General features: G+C 68.0%; 19 protein-coding genes and 1 tRNA gene. 11 read left to right on the forward strand and 9 right to left on the reverse strand.

Translation table 11 applies throughout. From position 1 onward, the window contains the following. Positions 1–3 precede the first annotated feature (3 nt). The 8 genes from CHB86_RS05920 to CHB86_RS05955 all read left to right on the forward strand — a co-directional run bounded on the left by CHB86_RS05920 (position 4) and on the right by CHB86_RS05955 (position 6,641). Entirely contained in the window at positions 4–537 is a 534-nt protein-coding gene (locus tag CHB86_RS05920; protein WP_089232084.1) for a cysteine dioxygenase family protein, read from the forward strand. Positions 538–749: 212 nt separating this feature from the next. Beyond that, on the forward strand, positions 750–2,009 hold the full coding sequence (locus CHB86_RS05925; protein ID WP_089232085.1) for a flavin-containing monooxygenase: 1,260 nt from the start codon (positions 750–752) through the stop codon (positions 2,007–2,009). 25 nt (positions 2,010–2,034) lie between these two features. Further along, positions 2,035–3,177 (forward strand): aromatic ring-hydroxylating oxygenase subunit alpha, encoded by a 1,143-nt coding sequence (locus CHB86_RS05930; protein ID WP_089232086.1) that lies wholly within the window; start codon positions 2,035–2,037, stop codon positions 3,175–3,177. Positions 3,178–3,193: 16 nt separating this feature from the next. Continuing rightward, entirely contained in the window at positions 3,194–3,610 is a 417-nt protein-coding gene (locus CHB86_RS05935; protein WP_089232087.1) for a RidA family protein, read from the forward strand. Positions 3,611–3,614: 4 nt separating this feature from the next. Beyond that, a complete protein-coding gene (locus tag CHB86_RS05940; protein WP_089232088.1) occupies positions 3,615–4,289 on the forward strand; it encodes a DUF1028 domain-containing protein in 675 nt (224 codons plus the stop codon). 46 nt (positions 4,290–4,335) lie between these two features. Beyond that, positions 4,336–5,271, forward strand: coding sequence for a LysR family transcriptional regulator (locus CHB86_RS05945; protein WP_089232089.1), 936 nt, complete (start codon positions 4,336–4,338; stop codon positions 5,269–5,271). Between the two features lie 3 nt (positions 5,272–5,274). After that, positions 5,275–6,414 carry an acetylornithine deacetylase gene (gene argE, locus CHB86_RS05950; protein ID WP_089232090.1) on the forward strand — a complete coding sequence of 380 codons (1,140 nt, stop codon included), beginning with the start codon at positions 5,275–5,277 and terminating at the stop codon, positions 6,412–6,414. Positions 6,415–6,566: 152 nt separating this feature from the next. Next, positions 6,567–6,641 (forward strand) — tRNA-Glu (locus tag CHB86_RS05955). Between the two features lie 155 nt (positions 6,642–6,796). Here CHB86_RS05955 and CHB86_RS05960 read toward each other — a convergent pair. The 5 genes from CHB86_RS05960 to CHB86_RS05980 all read right to left on the reverse strand — a co-directional run bounded on the left by CHB86_RS05960 (position 6,797) and on the right by CHB86_RS05980 (position 11,217). Then, positions 6,797–7,861, reverse strand: coding sequence for a GGDEF domain-containing protein (locus tag CHB86_RS05960; protein ID WP_245837778.1), 1,065 nt, complete (start codon positions 7,859–7,861; stop codon positions 6,797–6,799). After that, positions 7,858–8,457 carry a heme NO-binding domain-containing protein gene (locus CHB86_RS05965; protein WP_089232091.1) on the reverse strand — a complete coding sequence of 200 codons (600 nt, stop codon included), beginning with the start codon at positions 8,455–8,457 and terminating at the stop codon, positions 7,858–7,860. Before CHB86_RS05965 ends, CHB86_RS05960 begins: the two co-directional genes overlap by 4 nt. Positions 8,458–8,533: 76 nt before the next feature. Next, positions 8,534–10,117 (reverse strand): trimethylamine methyltransferase family protein, encoded by a 1,584-nt coding sequence (locus CHB86_RS05970; RefSeq protein ID WP_089232092.1) that lies wholly within the window; start codon positions 10,115–10,117, stop codon positions 8,534–8,536. A 94-nt stretch (positions 10,118–10,211) separates the two neighbouring features. Further along, a complete protein-coding gene (locus tag CHB86_RS05975; RefSeq protein ID WP_089232093.1) occupies positions 10,212–10,907 on the reverse strand; it encodes an HAD family hydrolase in 696 nt (231 codons plus the stop codon). Between the two features lie 31 nt (positions 10,908–10,938). Continuing rightward, positions 10,939–11,217 carry a DUF3572 domain-containing protein gene (locus CHB86_RS05980; protein ID WP_089232094.1) on the reverse strand — a complete coding sequence of 93 codons (279 nt, stop codon included), beginning with the start codon at positions 11,215–11,217 and terminating at the stop codon, positions 10,939–10,941. Between the two features lie 102 nt (positions 11,218–11,319). On the opposite strand from CHB86_RS05980, the gene CHB86_RS05985 reads away from it, so the two are divergent. Beyond that, positions 11,320–12,816: a diguanylate cyclase gene (locus CHB86_RS05985; RefSeq protein WP_089232095.1), complete on the forward strand. Its 1,497-nt coding sequence runs from the start codon at positions 11,320–11,322 to the stop codon at positions 12,814–12,816. A 91-nt stretch (positions 12,817–12,907) separates the two neighbouring features. Here the strand turns inward: CHB86_RS05985 and CHB86_RS05990 are convergent, their stop codons facing one another. The 4 genes from CHB86_RS05990 to CHB86_RS06005 all read right to left on the reverse strand — a co-directional run bounded on the left by CHB86_RS05990 (position 12,908) and on the right by CHB86_RS06005 (position 15,179). Continuing rightward, positions 12,908–13,471, reverse strand: a complete 564-nt coding sequence (locus tag CHB86_RS05990) for a periplasmic heavy metal sensor (RefSeq protein ID WP_176442789.1) — start codon at positions 13,469–13,471, stop codon at positions 12,908–12,910. Between the two features lie 19 nt (positions 13,472–13,490). Beyond that, positions 13,491–13,916 carry a hypothetical protein gene (locus CHB86_RS05995; RefSeq protein WP_089232097.1) on the reverse strand — a complete coding sequence of 142 codons (426 nt, stop codon included), beginning with the start codon at positions 13,914–13,916 and terminating at the stop codon, positions 13,491–13,493. Further along, positions 13,906–14,505 (reverse strand): RNA polymerase sigma factor, encoded by a 600-nt coding sequence (locus tag CHB86_RS06000; RefSeq protein WP_089232098.1) that lies wholly within the window; start codon positions 14,503–14,505, stop codon positions 13,906–13,908. The genes CHB86_RS05995 and CHB86_RS06000 overlap by 11 nt, the downstream gene beginning before the upstream one ends. 104 nt (positions 14,506–14,609) lie before the next feature. Further along, positions 14,610–15,179, reverse strand: coding sequence for an EF-hand domain-containing protein (locus CHB86_RS06005; protein ID WP_089232099.1), 570 nt, complete (start codon positions 15,177–15,179; stop codon positions 14,610–14,612). 243 nt (positions 15,180–15,422) lie between these two features. On the opposite strand from CHB86_RS06005, the gene CHB86_RS06010 reads away from it, so the two are divergent. Together CHB86_RS06010 and CHB86_RS06015 are read left to right on the forward strand one after the other, a co-directional pair. After that, the gene (locus CHB86_RS06010; protein WP_089232100.1) at positions 15,423–15,845 is read left to right on the forward strand and encodes a DUF983 domain-containing protein; all 423 of its coding nucleotides are present in this window, start codon (positions 15,423–15,425) and stop codon (positions 15,843–15,845) included. Positions 15,846–15,851: 6 nt separating this feature from the next. After that, the gene (locus CHB86_RS06015) at positions 15,852–16,523 is read left to right on the forward strand and encodes an NUDIX hydrolase (protein ID WP_089232101.1); all 672 of its coding nucleotides are present in this window, start codon (positions 15,852–15,854) and stop codon (positions 16,521–16,523) included. Position 16,524 lies beyond the last annotated feature (1 nt).

Below are 16,524 nucleotides of genomic sequence, written 5' to 3' on the forward strand. Positions count from 1 at the left end.
TCGATGTTCAACACCGATCATTTCATTGCCGATTGTCTCGCCGCCGTGCACCACGATCCGACCCACAAGAGCGTCGAGGAAGTGGTGCGCCGCGCGATGTCCGATCCCGACGACGTTCTGGCCGCCCTCGGGGAACCCACGGAGCCGGGGATCACGCCGCTCTACCAGTCCGACAAGCTGACGATCGTGAACCTTGCCTGGAAGCCCTCCACGACGATCCCGCCGCACAACCACGAGATGTGGGCGGTGATCGGGATCTATGGCGGGCGGGAAGACAACATCTTCTGGCGGCGCGTGAAGGACCACCCCGAGGGACTCATCGAGGCGGCGGGCGCCCGGGCGCTGACCACCGGCGATGTCTGCCCTATGGGGCCGGACATCATCCATTCCGTAACCAACCCGATCCCCCGGCTGACCGCAGCGCTCCATGTCTACGGCGGCGATTTCTTCGAGGCCGAGCGCAGCGAATGGGAGCCCGAGGGGCTGACCGAGCAATTGCTGAACATCGAGGAAGTCCGGCGCCGCTTCTCCAACTGAAGGGCCTTGGGTCACGGGCAGCGCATTCCGACACCCGAACAGAGGCGGCGCGGGCAGATTTAGTCGCCTTCGTCCGAAGAGCCTTATGACGGCCATGGGGATTAAGCAAAACCTAATCAAGGATGACGAAAAGAGTTCTTTCCTCCAAACTCCCAACCCGTGAAATCAGCCGGGAAAAGCGCAGCGGCCAGGGCGCCGCGAGAGGACAGGACATGACTTCCGAACGGATCGACACGCTCGTGGTGGGCGCGGGCCAGGCCGGCGTGGCCGCGAGCGAGCATCTCGGCAGGAACGGCGTGCCGCACCTGGTGCTGGAGCGGGCCCGGATCGCCGAGCGCTGGCGCACGGAGCGGTGGGATTCACTCGTGGCGAACGGGCCGGCCTGGCACGACCGCTTTCCCGGCATGGAGTTCGGCGGCTTCGGCGGCGACGATTTCGTGCCGAAGGAGGCGGTCGCCGACTATTTCGTCGCTTACGCAGAGAAGATCGGTGCTCCGGTCCGCTGCGGGGTGGAGGTGCGCGAGGTCCGCAGGCTCGACGGGCGGCCGGGCTTCCGGGTGGAGACATCGGAGGGCGTGATCGAGGCCACGAACGTCATCGCCGCGACCGGCGCCTTCCAGCGGCCGATCATCCCGCAGCTCGTGCCCGAGACGCCGGGGCTGACGCAGATCCACTCCACCGGCTATAGCAACCCAGACCAACTGGACGACGGCGGCGTGCTGGTCGTCGGCGCCGGCTCGTCCGGGGTGCAGATCGCGGACGAACTGCTGCGGGCGGGCAAGCGCGTCTACCTTTCCGTCGGCCCCCACGACCGGCCGCCCCGCAGCTACCGCGGGCGCGATTTCGTCTGGTGGCTCGGCGTCCTTGGGAAATGGGACGCCGCGGCGATGGCGCCGGGGCTGGAGCACGTGACTATCGCGGTGAGCGGTGCGAGTGGCGGCCACACGGTCGATTTCCGCCGGCTGGCCCATGACGGCATGACGCTGGTCGGCCGCACCGAGGCGTGCCGGGACGGCGTCCTGACCTTTGCGGGCGACCTTGCGGAGAACATCGCGCGGGGAGACGCCAACCTCCGGGCGCTTCTGGACGAGGCGGATGCCTACGTCGCCCGAAACGGGCTCGACCTGCCTGAAGAGCCAGAGGCGCGCGCCACCCTGCCCGACCCGGACTGCCTCACCCATCCGCTCCGCGAGCTGGACCTGAAGGCGGCTGGCGTCAGCACGATCATCTGGGCCACCGGCTTCGCCGCCGATTACGGCTGGCTCAAGGTCGACACCTTCGGACCGGACGGCAAGCCTCGCCATCAGCGTGGGGTGTCCGCCGAGCCGGGCATCTATTTCCTCGGCCTGCCATGGCAATCGCGCCGGGGGTCTTCCTTTATCTGGGGCGTCTGGCACGATGCCCGGTATGTTGCGGATCACATCGCGACCCAGCGGGTCTATCGGGACTACGCGCCCGACACCGCGCGCTGAGCACAGGAGCAAAGAGGAACCGGGAATGGCCAGAGATCACGTTGACACCGATCCCGCAGCCCTGCTTGCGGCCAACACCGCCCTGCCCTTCGAGCGCGCCGAGGCGATGCCGCCCGAGGTCTATACCTCGGAAACCTTCGTCGAGGCCGAACTGGAGCACATCTTCCGCAAGGAATGGTTCTGCGTCGGCCGCGCCAGCACCCTGCCCGAGCCGGGAGACTACACCACGGTCGACCTCGCCGGTCAGCCGGTGGCGGTGGTGCGCGACCGCGACGGTGCGCTGCGAGCGGTCTCCAACGTCTGCCTGCACCGGATGTCGACCATGTTGCAGGGCCGTGGCCACACCCGCGCCATTACCTGCCCCTATCACGGCTGGACCTACAACCTCGACGGCCGGCTGCGCGGCGCGCCGGGCATGGGGCTGAACGAAGGGTTCTGCAAGCAGGACTACAGGCTGCCGCAGGTACGCTGCGAGGAGTGGCTCGGCTGGATCTTCGTCTCGCTCGCCCCGGAGGTGGCGCCGGTGGCCGAGCGCTACGGCAAGCTGCTCGACCTGGTGGGCGATTTCGACATGGGCGGCTATGTGGAGAGCTTCCAGGAAACCCATATCTGGAACACCAACTGGAAGATCCTCGCCGAGAACTTCATGGAGAGCTACCACCTGCCGGTCTGCCACATGGGCACCATTGGCGGCCAGGTGAAGCTGGAGGAGATGGTCTGCCCCGAGGGCGAGGAAAACTTCAATTACCACTGGATCCTCAAGGACGACTCGCTCGATCTGGCCCTTGCCCACCCGACCAACACCGCGCTCAAGGGCGACGCCCGGCGCACGACCTGGCTGATCTCGCTCTATCCCGGGCTCTTCATCACGCTGTCGCCGGGGTATTTCTGGTACCTCTCCCTGCATCCCGAGGGCCCGGGAAAGGTGCGGATCCTCTACGGCGGCGGCATGGCCAAGGAATTCGCCGCCGATCCCGACGCCGCCTCCCATTTCGAGCGTCTGAAGGTGCTGCTCGACGACGTGAACGTGGAGGACCGCGGCTGCACCGAGCGGGTCTACAAGGGGCTGCTGTCGGGGCTGTCCCGGCCGGGGCACCTGAGCCACCTGGAGCGCCCCAATTACGAGTTCGCCCAGTATCTCAACCGCCGGATCAACGGCGCCGCCTGACAGAACGGAGTGCCGCATGGCCCACACCCGGATCCGCAAGTTCAACACCGCGGACACCTATCCCGAACAGAACCTCGACAACGACCTCTGCCAGGCCGTCGTCACCCGCGGCGGCCGCACCGTCTGGCTGCGCGGGCAATGCCCCCAGAACCTCGACGACGCGCGCTCCATCGACAGCCACGACCCGGTGGAGCAGACCCACAAGGTGATGCAGAACATCCGGCAGCTCCTCGAAGAGGCCGGCGGTTCGATGGAGCACCTGGTGAAGGTCGTGGTCTACATCACCGACGTGCGGCACAGGGAGGCGGTCTACCGGACGATGGGCGAATACATCCGGGGCGTGCACCCGGTGTCCACCGGGCTCGTGGTCTCGGCGCTGGCCCGGCCGGAATGGCTGGTCGAGATCGACGGCACCGCCGTGATCCCGGATTGAGCCGATGACCTTCTCCCTCGTCGCCCGCTGCGCGGAGACCGGCATGTTCGGCATCGCCATCTCCTCGTCTTCTCCCGCCGTCGCCGCGCGCTGTTCCCACGTGCGCGCCGGAATCGGCGCGGTGGCGTCGCAGAACGTCACCGACCCCGCGCTCGGCCCGCTGGCGCTCGACCTGATGGAACGGGGCCTGACGGCGGGCGAGGCCGTCGAGCACATCGTGGCGCAAGGTCGGTTCATGGAATACCGCCAACTCCTCGCGGTGGACCGCGCCGGCCTGACGGCGATCCACTCCGGAACCCGGAGCCTCGGCACATGGTCGGAGTCGCGGGCCGAGAACGTCGCCTCCGGCGGCAACCTGCTGGCAGACCCGGGCGTGCCGCAGGCCATCGTGGAGGGGTTCCTCGCCGCCACGGGCCATCTCGGCGACCGGCTGATCGCAGCCCTCCGCGCGGGTCTTGCCGCCGGCGGGGAGGCTGGCCCGGTGCATTCGGCGGGCCTCAAGATCGTGGACAAGGTGCCCTGGCCCGTGGCCGACCTGCGCTGTGACTGGACGGAGGATTGCCCCATCGAGGCGGTCGCGACCGCCTGGGAGGTCTACAAGCCGCAGCTCGACGCCTACGTGCAACGCGCGCTCGATCCCCGTGAGGCTCCGTCCTATGGCGTGCCCGGCGACGCGTGAGGTGGACGGGCTTGATCCGGCCCGCGGGCTTCGGCTAGCTGCGCCCATGCCGTTGCGCTTCACCCTCCGCCAGCTCGAATACTTCGTCGCCGTGGGCGAAGCCGGGTCGATCGCACTGGCCTCGGAGCGAGTCAACGTCTCGCCTCCCTCGATCTCCACCGCCATCGCCCAGCTGGAGAAGGAATTCGGCATCCCGCTTTTCGTGCGCAGGCACGCGCAGGGCCTGTCGCTCTCGCAGGCCGGACGACAGTTCCTGGTGCAGGCGAAGAAGGTGCTGGACGATGCGGATGTCCTGAACCACCTCGCCGGCGACGTGTTGGGCAAGGTGCGCGGGACGCTCTCCGTCGGCTGCCTGCTGACCTTTGCGCAGCTCGTCGTGCCCCGCCTGCGCCGCTCCTTCGAGACACGCTTTCCCGAGGTCACGGTGCGCCAGCACGAGCTGACCCAGGCCCAGATCTTCGACTGGCTGCGGCGGGCAGAGATCGACCTGGCGCTGACCTACGACCTCGAGATCCCCGCCGATCTGGATTTTCTGCCGCTCGCGGAGCTGCCGCCCTACGTGCTGCTTCCCGAGGATCATCCGCTGGCCGGTCGGAGCGGAGTCGCCGTCCCGGAGCTGCAGGACCTTCCGATGATCCTGCTCGACCTGCCCTATTCCTCCGACTACTTCCTGTCCCTGTTCGACGAGCAGAGGGTCCGGCCGCGGATCGTCGAGCGGACGCGGGACATGGCGGTGATGCGCTCGCTCGTCGGCAACGGCTTCGGCTTCTCGCTCGCCAACATCCGCCCGCTCTCCGACACCTCGCCAGACGGCCGCCGGGTGGTCTCGGTGCCGCTGACCGGCACGGTCCGGAGCCTGCGCCGGGGCCTCGCCATGGCGCCCGGCGCGCGGTCGATCCTGAATATCTCGGCCTTTGCCGAACATTGCCGGGAGGTCGTGACCGCCGGGACGATCCCCGGACTGAAGGCGCCGGAGAACTGACAGATGCAAAGCCTCGACCTCCTCGACCGTCTGGTCGCCTTTCCGACGGTCAGCGCCGACACCAACCTGTCGCTGATCGATTTCGTGGGGGACTACCTTTTGCGGCGCGGTTTCGAGGTGCACCGGATCGCCGACGACACCGGCACCAAGGCCGGTCTCTTCGCCCGGACCGGGCCGCTCGGTCCCGGCGGCGTGATGCTGTCGGCCCATTCCGACGTTGTCCCGACCGCGGGGCAAGCCTGGACCAGCGATCCGTTTCAGCTCCGACGCGACGGCGACCGGCTGTTCGGTCGCGGGACCACGGACATGAAAGGGTTTCTCGCGTCCGCTCTTGCGCTGGCCGACCGGCTCACGGGCCGGCCACTGCGGGAACCGCTCAAGCTGTCGATCTCCTGGGACGAGGAGGTCGGCTGCCTCGGCATTCCTCAGATGCTGCGGCATCTCGGGCCGACCATCGGCGCGCCCCGGCTCTGCATCGTGGGAGAGCCGACGTCCATGCAGGTCGCGACCGGGCACAAGGGCAAGGCGTCGCTGCGCGCCACCTGCCGCGGCGAGGCCGGCCATTCCGCGATGGCGCCGGATTACATCAACGCCCTTTACCTCGCCGCCGATTTCATCACGGGCGTGCGGGAGATCCAGGCCGAGCTCGCCCGGACCGGCGCGCGCGACGAGGGCTACGCGGTGCCCCATTCCACCGTCCATGTCGGCCGGATGCAGGGCGGCACGGCGCTGAATATTGTCCCCGAGCAGGCCGTGATCGACCTGGAATATCGCCACGTGGCAGCCGAATCCTCCGAAGCGATCGAAGATCGGCTTCGGGAAGCGGCCCGACGGGCCGACCCCGGCAAGGCCGGCTGTGGGGTGTCGCTGGAGCGTCTCGGCGGCTACCCGGGGCTCGATCATCCGTCCGACGCCGATTGCGTCCGCGAGGGCGTGACGCTCTCCGGCCACGCTCAGACCATCAAGGTCGGCTATGGCACCGAGGCGGGCCATTTCGCGGCCGCCGGCATCCCGACCATCATCTGCGGCCCGGGATCGATGGACCAGGGGCATATTGCGGATGAATTCCTGTCACGCGATCAACTCGCAGCCTGCGATGCCTTCATGGATCGATTGGCCGATCGCCTCGTCAGCGGTGCGTGACGCGTTCGCGGGCCTCTTTTCGAGCGCCCGGTGCAGCCAATGCTGGCTCTCCGGTGACCGCCGCCGATCCTTGGAGAACTTTGCGGCATTCTGACCGCAAAGGCGCTTGCAATGGCGCGAATCCTTGGCTAGTACACGCGCCACGCTGGTACGGTCCGTTCGTCTATCGGTTAGGACGCCAGGTTTTCAACCTGGAAAGAGGGGTTCGATTCCCCTACGGACTGCCAGCATTTTCCCGACATAGCAGGCAAAAACCAGTTCTGGCTATCATTGGAACCGGCTGCGTATCGGACTCGTTCGGGGCCGGATGCCCCCGCAACCGATTTCATCGCCGCCCTGCCCGAACACGCCCACCGAGCCACCCCGACCATTGCTTCCGGGATCACCCGTCGGGGACGGAACCTGCCTCCGGACGCGCAAGCATGCAGCGCCCCCTGCCGGCGTGCTTGGACGCGTAAAGCGCCTTGTCGGCCTCTTCCAGCAAGGTTTCGCTTCCAACGCCCGGATGCGACTCGCTCGTTGCGATGCCGATGCTGCAGGAAATCCGGCAGGCATTGCCCTCGTACGGGACCGGCTCCTCGAGGCGCGAGATGATCCGCCGGGCGATCGTCTGAAGCAGCTCCGTATCGACGAGCCGCTGGAACACCAGCACGAACTCGTCGCCCCCGACCCTTGCCACGGTATCGCATTCGCGGGTCTCGGAAACCAGGACCCGGGCCACGACCTGCAGCACCTCGTCGCCCGCGGCATGGCCGAACCTGTCGTTGACCTGCTTGAAGTAATCGAGATCCACCTGCATCAGGCCAAACGGCACGCCGGTCGCTTCGAGCCGATCCAGCACGTGCCCAAGCGCCCGGCGGTTTTTCAATCCGGTGAGCGTGTCGGTAAATGCCTGCTCCTCGGCCGCGACCTTGGCGCCCTGAAGCCGCTGGTTCAGCTTCTTGGATTCGCTCATCGCCGCGGATTTCGCCTCGAACAGGTAGAGCATCTCGACGGCGAGATCTGTCGCCGCGAAGTCGCGGGAGGACAGGTCGTAGGCTTCCACGGCATCGACCACTGAGATCCCGAAGGACAGGTTCACGAGGATTCCGCGCCCGCAGGAGAGCTTGGCGGCGAGGGCCTTGAAGTGGGTCCGCACGCCGTCGCGGAAGACGATCGAGACCCGGCCACCGTCCTGCGCGGGCAGCGCCTCGATGTCGGTCACACCGCGCGGCCGTCGCATCTCGAACAGGTCGAAGAACATGCCGCCGATCAGGCCGCCCTCGGGCCGCAGCTTCCGCAAGGTCGGGCCGGCGCGCAGGATGCGCCCGTCCATCGCGACGACCATGTGCATCGGCATGAAGGCGGACAACGCATCCATGTCGAGCAGGTTGACCCTCCCCAGAAGGTCCGGGCTGCAGGCCCGTGGTTTGCAGGCCTTGAGGTTGACGGGGGCGCCAATGTTCATGTGACCTCCTGCTGCGGGCGACGGGCGAGGGAAAAGCACCGCCCTTCGGCGAAGGAGGAATCGAGCACACCGATCGTGATCGCCATGTTGCCGTCGCCCAGGCACTTCTGATCCAGCAGCACCAAGGCGCCGTAATCGTCGGCCATGGTCCGCAGGACACCGACCAGAACGAAGGCAAAGCCCGGGTGAACGCCGCGCACGTGGAGCGTGAAATTCGTCTCGTCCTCGTCCGTGAGTTCGAGCTCCGGCAGTTCAAGGTCGGCAACCGCCAGCTTTGCGCGGTCCGGCAGATCGTCAAGGGAATGCAGGAAATCGGCAAAGGTCTCGCCGCCGAAGCGCAACAGGCGGCGGATTGCCTCGGTGTTCTGGTGGCTTACGAGGTAGGTGCCCACGTCCTCCAGAACCATCTCCTCCGGCTTGTCGAGCTGCAGCACGACCTCGCGAAGCAACGCGTTCCCGAGCGCGTCCTCGTAGACCAGCATGGCCTCGAACCCCTCCGGCCCGATACCGACGGCCTTCGCGATCGACAGCCATCGCTCGACACCATAGGTGTCGCGCACGAAGCATTGGATGGAGCGATTGATCAATCCGTGCATGGCCTGGCCTCTCCTTGAGGCAAGACGCTAGGCTCCGGGCCTTAAGAAAGAGCAAACGCGCCTGTCCGGCAGCAGATCAGAAATCCGTCGGCGCTCCGCCCTCGGCCTTTCGGCGCGCGACGAAATCGGCGAGTTCATCGGCGATCCCGGCGTCCATGGGGGGCGCTTCGAAGGAATTCACGATCTCCTTCCACAGGAGATGGGCGCGTTCGGAGACCCAGGCGCCGCCGGTCAGCGACCATGCCTCGTAGTTGCGCCAGTCCGACAGGAAGGGCTGGTAGAACGCCGTGGTGTAGCGCGACTGGGTATGGTCGGCGCCGAAGAAATGCCCGTTGGGGCCGACGTCCGCGATCGCATCGACGGCAAGGTCCTCCGGCCCGGTCGCGGTCAGCGCCGGCTCGAAATACCGCTGGATCTGCTGGAGGATCTCGCAATCCATCACGAATTTCGCAGGGCTGGCGATCAGCCCGCCCTCCAGCCAGCCGGCCGCGTGATAGACGATGTTGGTGCCCGACTGCACCGCCGACCAGAGCGCGTTCGAGGTTTCCCACATCGCCTGCCCGTCCGGCACGTTGGCCGCGCAGGAGCCGCTGGCGCGCAGCGGAAGGCCGTAGAACCGCGCCATCTGGCCGGTCATCTGGGTCGCCCGCATGTATTCGGGCGTGCCAAAGGCAGGAGCGCCGGATTTCATGTCGACGTTGGAGGTGAAGGTGCCGAGCACGCAGGGGCATCCGGGCTGCACCCACTGGAAAAGCGCGATGGCGGAGAGCGCCTCGGCGATCGATTGCGCCACTGCACCGGCCATGGTGACGGGCGCCATTGCGCCGGCCAGCGTAAAGGGCGTGACGATCACCGCCTGGCCGCGACGGATGAGCCGCAGGCAACCGTCGATCATCGGGATGTCGTGCTTGAGCGGCGAGGTCGAATTGATGTTGGTGTACATGCGCGGCGTGGCGCGGAATTCCTCCTCGCTGAGCCCGCCGGCGATCCGCACCATCTCGGCCACGTCATCCACCCGTTCGGGGCCGAGCGCATAGGCGTGCACCACCTTGTCCGACAGCATCAGCTTGTCGTGCAGCACGTCGAGATGGCGCACCGAGGGATGAATGTCCACCGGCTCCACCGGATAGCCGCCGGCGAAGTGGATGCAGTTGAAATACTGCGTCAACTTCAGCAGGTCGCGGCACTGATCGCGCGTGCCCGGGGTCTTGCCAAGCTCGACATCCCAGTAATTCGGCGGCGAGGAGACGTTGCCGAACAGGATCGTGCGGCCGCCGATGGTGATCTGTCGCTCCGGATTGCGCGGAGTGATGGTGAATTGCGCCGGCGCCCGGCCGACCATCTCCATCACCCAGTCGCGCCCCATGCGCACGTTGGTGCCCTCGACCTTGCAACCAGCCTCGGCAAAGAGCGCCAGCGACTCGGTGTTCAGGAACTCGATGCCGATTTCCTCGAGGATCCGCATCGCCGCGTCATGGATCGCCGCGACGCCCTCCTCGCCCAGCGGCTCGGTGGGGCGGTCCGGGTTCTCCGGCAGGCGCCAGGGCATCTGTTCGATCACCGCGGACTTCGCCCGGCGCGCATTGCCGGCGCGGCCGCCGCCCCGGGCCCTGCGGCGGAGCGGGCTGGCGTCGGAGGCTGGGGGTGTGGCGTCGGTCATGGCTGTGCTCCCGCTGGGTTCCATCAGGATGGCAGGGAGATCGGATCGCCCGAGCGTCGGAATGCGACCGGAAATGTCGGAAAAGGCGCCCGCCTCAGGCCAGACCGAGCCAATCGGGCAGATGGCCGATGTCGGGCAGGACGACGTCGGCGTGCGGCGCCAGTTCGTCCTCCCGCGCCAGACCGGTGAGCACGGCGATGGTTGTCATCCCCGCTGAGCGACCCGCGTACAGGTCGTGGGTGCTGTCGCCGATCATGGCGATCTGCTGCGGCGCGAGCGCGACATGCTCGGCAAAGGCGAGGCACTGGCCCGGCGCTGGCTTGGCGCCGTGGCCGCTGTCGGCTCCGATCACGATCGCAAAGGCATCCAGAACACCAAGCCCGTCCAGTTGCGCCCGCGCGGCCTCTTCGGCGTCGTTCGTCGCCACGCCGAGCGCCAGCCCGGCCCCGCCGAGCCGCGCAAGGAGCCCGGCGAGCGGTGCCGCCTGCACCGGTTCCAGCGTCAGCGAGCGCTCGATGATCAACGCGCGCAGCGCCGGGGCCTCCATCCCCGGCAGCCCGGGCAGGAGAACCGCGACCGACTCGTCGATGGTCCCGGCGATGATCGGGCTGTGCGGCAGGAAGGCCGCCGCCTGACGGTCGAGCCCCGCGCGATCCGCGAGGTCATCGGCCTTCGCCGCGTCGCCGCCCGCCAGCTCCAGCATCAGCGCCGCCGCCCAGCCGCCCCAGCTGCGCTGAAAATCGAAGAGCGTGCCGTCCTTGTCGAAGAGCAGGCCGCGAATCTCTGTCATGGGGTTCCCTCGCTTGCCGTGCGCGGCCGGGTCAGGTCCAGTTCGGCAGCGCGCCGCCGGGCAGCGCCTGGCGCGCGATCATCGGCTGATCGAATCCGAGCCCTGCCGCCTCGCAGAAGCCGGCGATCCAGGCGTCGTCCATGGTCAGGAAATCCAGCACCGCGGCAAGGAATTCCGGCTCGCTGGCGCGCGCCTTCACATCCTCCAGCGAGGCCCCCGTCGCGCCGAGAAACACCGGCAGCAGATCCTCGTTGCCGGCCAGCCAGGCCAGCGCCTGCAGACCGATGGTTTCGGCGGTTTCCGTCTTCATGCACGCCCCTGTGAAATGCCGGGAAAGGTTTCCTTAACCAATCTCAACAAAGACTGACCTCGACAAGTGTTGGCGGGGGCCATCAAACAGGAGTGCGGCGCAATGCCCGGGCGAATTCTGATCGTTGATGACGTCGCAACCAATCGCATGATCCTCAAGGCCATGCTGGCCGGAGCCTGCTACGACGTGCTTCAGGCCGATGGCGGCGCCGAAGCGCTGGTGGTGGCGGAGCGGGATCGGCCGGACCTGATTCTCCTCGACATGTCGATGCCCGATATCGACGGGCTGTCGGTCTGCCGGAAGCTCAAGGCCACGCCCCGGACCGCCGATATCCCGGTGATCATCGTCACCGCGCATGACGACACGCCCTCCAAGCTGGCCGCGCTCGAGGCGGGTGCCGAGGAGTTCCTGTCCAAGCCGCATGACGAGATGGTTCTGCTGGCCCGTGTGCGCAGCCTGCTCCGCGCCCGCAGCATCGAGGCGGAGCTGGCGCTCCGGGACGGCACCAGCCAGGCGCTCGGCTTCGCCGAAGCGGGCAGCGAGTTCGTCCCCGCCGGACGTGTCTGCCTCGTGGCCGACGCGAATGCGGAAGCGCTGAGCTGGAAGACCCGGATGAGCGAGCGCCTGCACGACACTGTCGAGATGCGCAGCCGCGAGACAGCGCTGGCCGAGACCGGACCGACGCCCGACCTCTTCGTCGTGAACGCGGATCTGGGCAGCCCCGGCGGCGGGTTGCTGCTGCTGTCGGAGCTGCGCTCGCGCCCCGAGACCCGCCATTCGGGCATCATCGTCATCGTCCCGCCGGGAAACAGCGCCCATGCGGCCATGGCGCTGGACCTCGGCGCCTCCGACGTCGTGCGGGCCCCGATCGACATGGACGAGATGGAACTGCGACTGAAATCCATGATGGCCCGCAAGCGGCAGGCCGACCGCTTGCGCCGCAAGGTCCGCGACGGGCTGCAGATGGCGGTGACCGATCCGCTTACCGGGCTCTACAACCGCCGTTATGCGCTGCCCCACCTCGGGCGCGTGCGCGAGCGTGCGCTGGATACCGGGCGCAGCTTCGCGGTGCTGATGATAGACCTTGACCTGTTCAAGTCCGTCAACGACGCCCACGGCCACGGCGCGGGCGACCGGGTCCTGAAGACCGTCACCGACCGGTTGCAGACCAACCTTCGGACGGTCGACCTGGTGGCGAGGGTCGGCGGCGAGGAATTCGTCGTCGTCCTGCCCGAGATCAACCCGGAGGCGGCGCTGAATGCGGCCGAGCGGCTGCGGATCGCGATTTCCGACACGCCGATCACGCTTCCCGCCGGCCCGGCCCGCCCGATGCCGGTAGACCTGACCCAGACCGTCTCGATCGGGCTGGTAATCGGCGGCGCGGCGCAGGGCGGACTGGAGGACGACGCGGAACAGCTTCTCGAAACCGCCGATTCCGCGCTCTACCGGGCAAAGGCCAGCGGACGGAACCGGGTCGTGCTCGCGAACGGCGCGCGGCGGGGAAGCGACCGCCCCAAGGCCACCGTCGCTCCGCCCACCTACCCTGCCCCCTCCGCGCCAAGCATGCTGGCGCAACGCCTCAGCGTGGGGATCCGGTGATCCCAGCCACGGAAGCGGCGGGCACCGAGATGGTGCCGGCCGTTCACTTCGATACGAGGTTTCCCCTCCGCAACGGCCTCGAAACCGCGCGTCACTGCCGCGGCTGACGGTCTCCGTCCATGTGGCGGCCATTGCCGGGCCTACCCTTGTCGGAGCGTTCGCCGAAACGCATCGTCCGTTCGAGCCGGTCTGCAAAGGCGTTGCGCTCCTCCGGCGACATCGCCGCAAGCCGCAGCGACAGTTCTTCCTGCCCGATCATCCGCCCGCGCGCCGCGATCTCCGCCTGGCGCTGGACCAGGAAGAGGAACCGCTCGCGGTCGAACGGTTCCTGGCGCAACAGCGTGATCGACTCGCTCAGCGCGTCCCGCCATTCGGCGCGGCCGGCGGCGAGATCCTTGTCGCGGTTGCGGCTGGCGTCGCGCAGGGCCTTGCGGTTCTCGTCGTCCAGCGCGAACAGGAACGGCCCGAGCCCAAGCTCGCGGGTGATCCGGTCCGGCCGCGTGTCGTCGCCCTTGCGCACCTGCAGGACGGTGCCGAGCACCACCCCTGCCACGGCGAGGTTCAGGGCAAGCGATACGAACAGCAGCACCCGCAGCCAGACACGGCTGCGCGGTGCCTTTGGCGGCGTGGCGGGGTTCGGTGAGGTCTCGGTCATCTCTGTTCGGTCTCGGGCATCAACTGTCGGACAGCAGGAACGCGTAATCCGGCAGGGACGAGGCCATCGACAGGCTGTCATCCGCCGTCAGCGCATAGCTGCCACCGACAAAGGTCTCGGAAAACGTATCGAACGCGGCGGGCGGGTTGTAGCCAATCCAGATCCCGGCCGCGGTCGCGGTGACCAGCCCGGCCATCGCCGGCCAGCCCCCCACCGCCTGGAGCAGCCCGGCAAACAGGCCCCGGCGCGGAGCCTCCGGCACGGGCACGGGCATCGCCTCGGGCGCCGCATCGGAGACGACCAGGGCATCCTGCTCGGCATAGGCATCCGCCAGCACGCGCGACAGCAGGGCGGGCGACGGATCGCCACCGACATCTCTGGCCGACTGGAAAAACGCTTCCAGCTCGGCATCGAGTTCGCGGGACTTGTCCTGTTCAGTCGTCATCGCTCAACCCCAGTTCTGCGCGGCGGCCGGACAGTCGGGCGGCCAATGCGCGTTTGCCCCGTGCGGTGAGGCTCTCCACCGCTTCTACGCCGATGTCCATTACGGCGGCGATCTCGGGGTTCGACAACCCCTCCAGGTGCCGGAGCACGACCGCCTGTCGCTGTCGTTCCGGCAATTCTTCCAGCGCGGCCTGCAGCGCGATGGCCCGTTCGGCCTGCCGCAGCCGGTCGTCCGCGCCCGGTGTTTCGTCCGGCGGCTCCACCCCGTCGCCAAAGGCCTCGTCCAGCCCGGTGCTCCGGCGCCGTCTCAGCCGGTCCGTGCACAGGTTCATGGCGACCCGGTAGAGCCAGGTAGAGACCTGAGCCTCGCCCGTGCGCCAGTCCGGCGCGATCTTCCACAGCCGCAACATGGCCTCCTGGGCCACGTCTTCGGCCTCCGCCAGCTCGCCCAGCATGCGCTGCGCCAGCGACAGCACGCGCGGCGTCAGGCGCACCGTCAGGGCGCGGGCCGCTGCGCGGTCGCCATCGGCGTAGCGTATCAGAAGGGCTTCGTCCGAGGTTTCGGACTCGGCGTCGTAGGGCATGGTCATCGCATCCGTGGCCTAGCCTTGTTCCCGCCTCGGGCGCAATGGCCCGGGCGATCCGGCATGCACGGCCTCGCGCCGTGCATGCCTGTCTTGCGGCCGAACCGGTCTCAGTTGCGCCAGAACGGCATGCGGTCATTGTCCCGGCCGTCCCAGCCGCCCTTGCCGCCGCGGCCCTTCTGATCGCGGTCGGAGCGGGCGTGGCGCTGTTCCATCCGCTCGGCAGCGGCGGCGAATTCCTCCTCGGAGACCGCTCCGTCCTTGTCGGTATCGGCCATCGCGATGAAGCGCTCGCCCGGGCTTGCCTTTCGGCCCTGGCCCATGCCGTCGAGCATTTCCTGCTCGCTGACCGTGCCGTCCTTGTCCGCGTCGAAGCGGGAGATCATGCGCTCGGCGCGCTCGGCATCCCGGGTCTCGCGCATCTGGGTCATCGCGGCGGTCAGCTCTTCCTTGCTGATCTTGCCGTCCCCATCGGTGTCGGCGGCCTTGAAGCGCTCGGACGCCATGGTCGCCGGCAGGGCCTGCATCTCCTCGGCGGTCACCTTGCCGTCGCCATCGGTGTCGATCTGCGCGAAGCTCGGGCGCTCCAGCGATCCCTGCGCGCCGCCGAAGGCGTTGGCGCCAGTGGTGACCATCAGGCCGGTGACGATTGCCGTGGTAAGAAGTGCGATTCGTGTCATTTCCTGTATCCTGTCTCTGACTTGCGTCTTCTTGAGACGCGACCTCTCATCGCCGCGTCATGCATCTTTCACGGTGCCCCCCGGTGTTTCCGTCGCCGCGTGTGCAAGTTTTTTTCCGCCGCTCGATTTCGCGACATCCCGACGCACTGACAATCCGCGGCCTCGCATCCGCCGGCGAAGCTGCCATTGTAGCGCCCGCGAACGGAATTCGGCCGCCTCCGGGCGGCATTGGAGCTTCAGGAAATGCATACACCCGACCAGCGAGGCGCCGTATCGGGCGCCTCGGACGAACGGCCATTGAAGCCGGCACTCAAACGCGGCTGGCGCCGGCGCTGCCCGAATTGCGGCAGCGGCCCGCTGCTCTCAGGCTATCTCAAGGTGGCCGACCACTGCCCCGTCTGCGGGCAGGAATTCAGCCACCAGCGCGCGGACGACGGCCCCGCCTATTTGACGATCCTGATCGTCGGGCACCTGATGGCGCCGCTGATCCACGTCCTTTACGCCCAGCTCCGGCTCGAGCCGCTGGTCATGGCCTCGATCCTGACAGTGATCTGCGTGGCCCTGTGCCTGTACCTCCTGCCACGTATCAAGGGGGCCTTCATCGGCCTGCAATGGGCGCGGCGGATGCATGGGTTCGGCGGGCCGAACGGCTCCGTCGAGAGCTGACGGCCCATGGTCGACAAGAGCGCATTGCGGGACGCCGCGACCGTGATCCTCTGGCGCGAGGGCGCTGGCGGCCCGGAAGTGCTCATGGGCCAGCGCGGCTCCTCCGCCGCCTTCATGCCGGACAAGTTCGTGTTTCCCGGCGGCGCGATCGATGCCGGCGACGCGGCGGTCACGCTGGCGGCACAGCCGGGCGCGACCTGCCTGCGGCGGCTGGCGATCGACACCGACGCCCGGCTGATCCCGGCGCTGCTCGCCGGCGCGGTGCGCGAGGTGTGGGAAGAGACCGGCCTGATCCTCGGCCGTCCTGGCCGCTGGGCCCCTCCCGATGCCGATTGGGAGAGCTTCGCGGCCACCGGCCACGCGCCCTCGGCCGAGGGCTTCTCCTTCGTCTTCCGCGCGATCACCCCGCCCGGCCGCCCCCGCCGCTTCGACGCCCGCTTCTTCCTCGTCCCCGCGACCGCCGTAAGGGGCGACCCGGAGGATTTTACCCACGCCTGCGACGAGCTCCGCCACCTGCAATGGATCCCGCTGGGAGAGGTGCGCAGCTTCGACCTGCCCTTCATCACCGAAGTCGTGCTGGCCGAACTGGCGCCGCTGATCGGGCGTGGCGGCGTCCCGGAGAGCGTGCCGATGGTGCGCAACGACGACATCGTCTCCGGCATCACCCGGCTGCGATGAC

The sequence above is a fragment of the Tropicimonas sediminicola genome, from assembly GCF_900188335.1.
In the GTDB taxonomy this organism is placed as follows: Bacteria; Pseudomonadota; Alphaproteobacteria; order Rhodobacterales; family Rhodobacteraceae; genus Tropicimonas; species Tropicimonas sediminicola.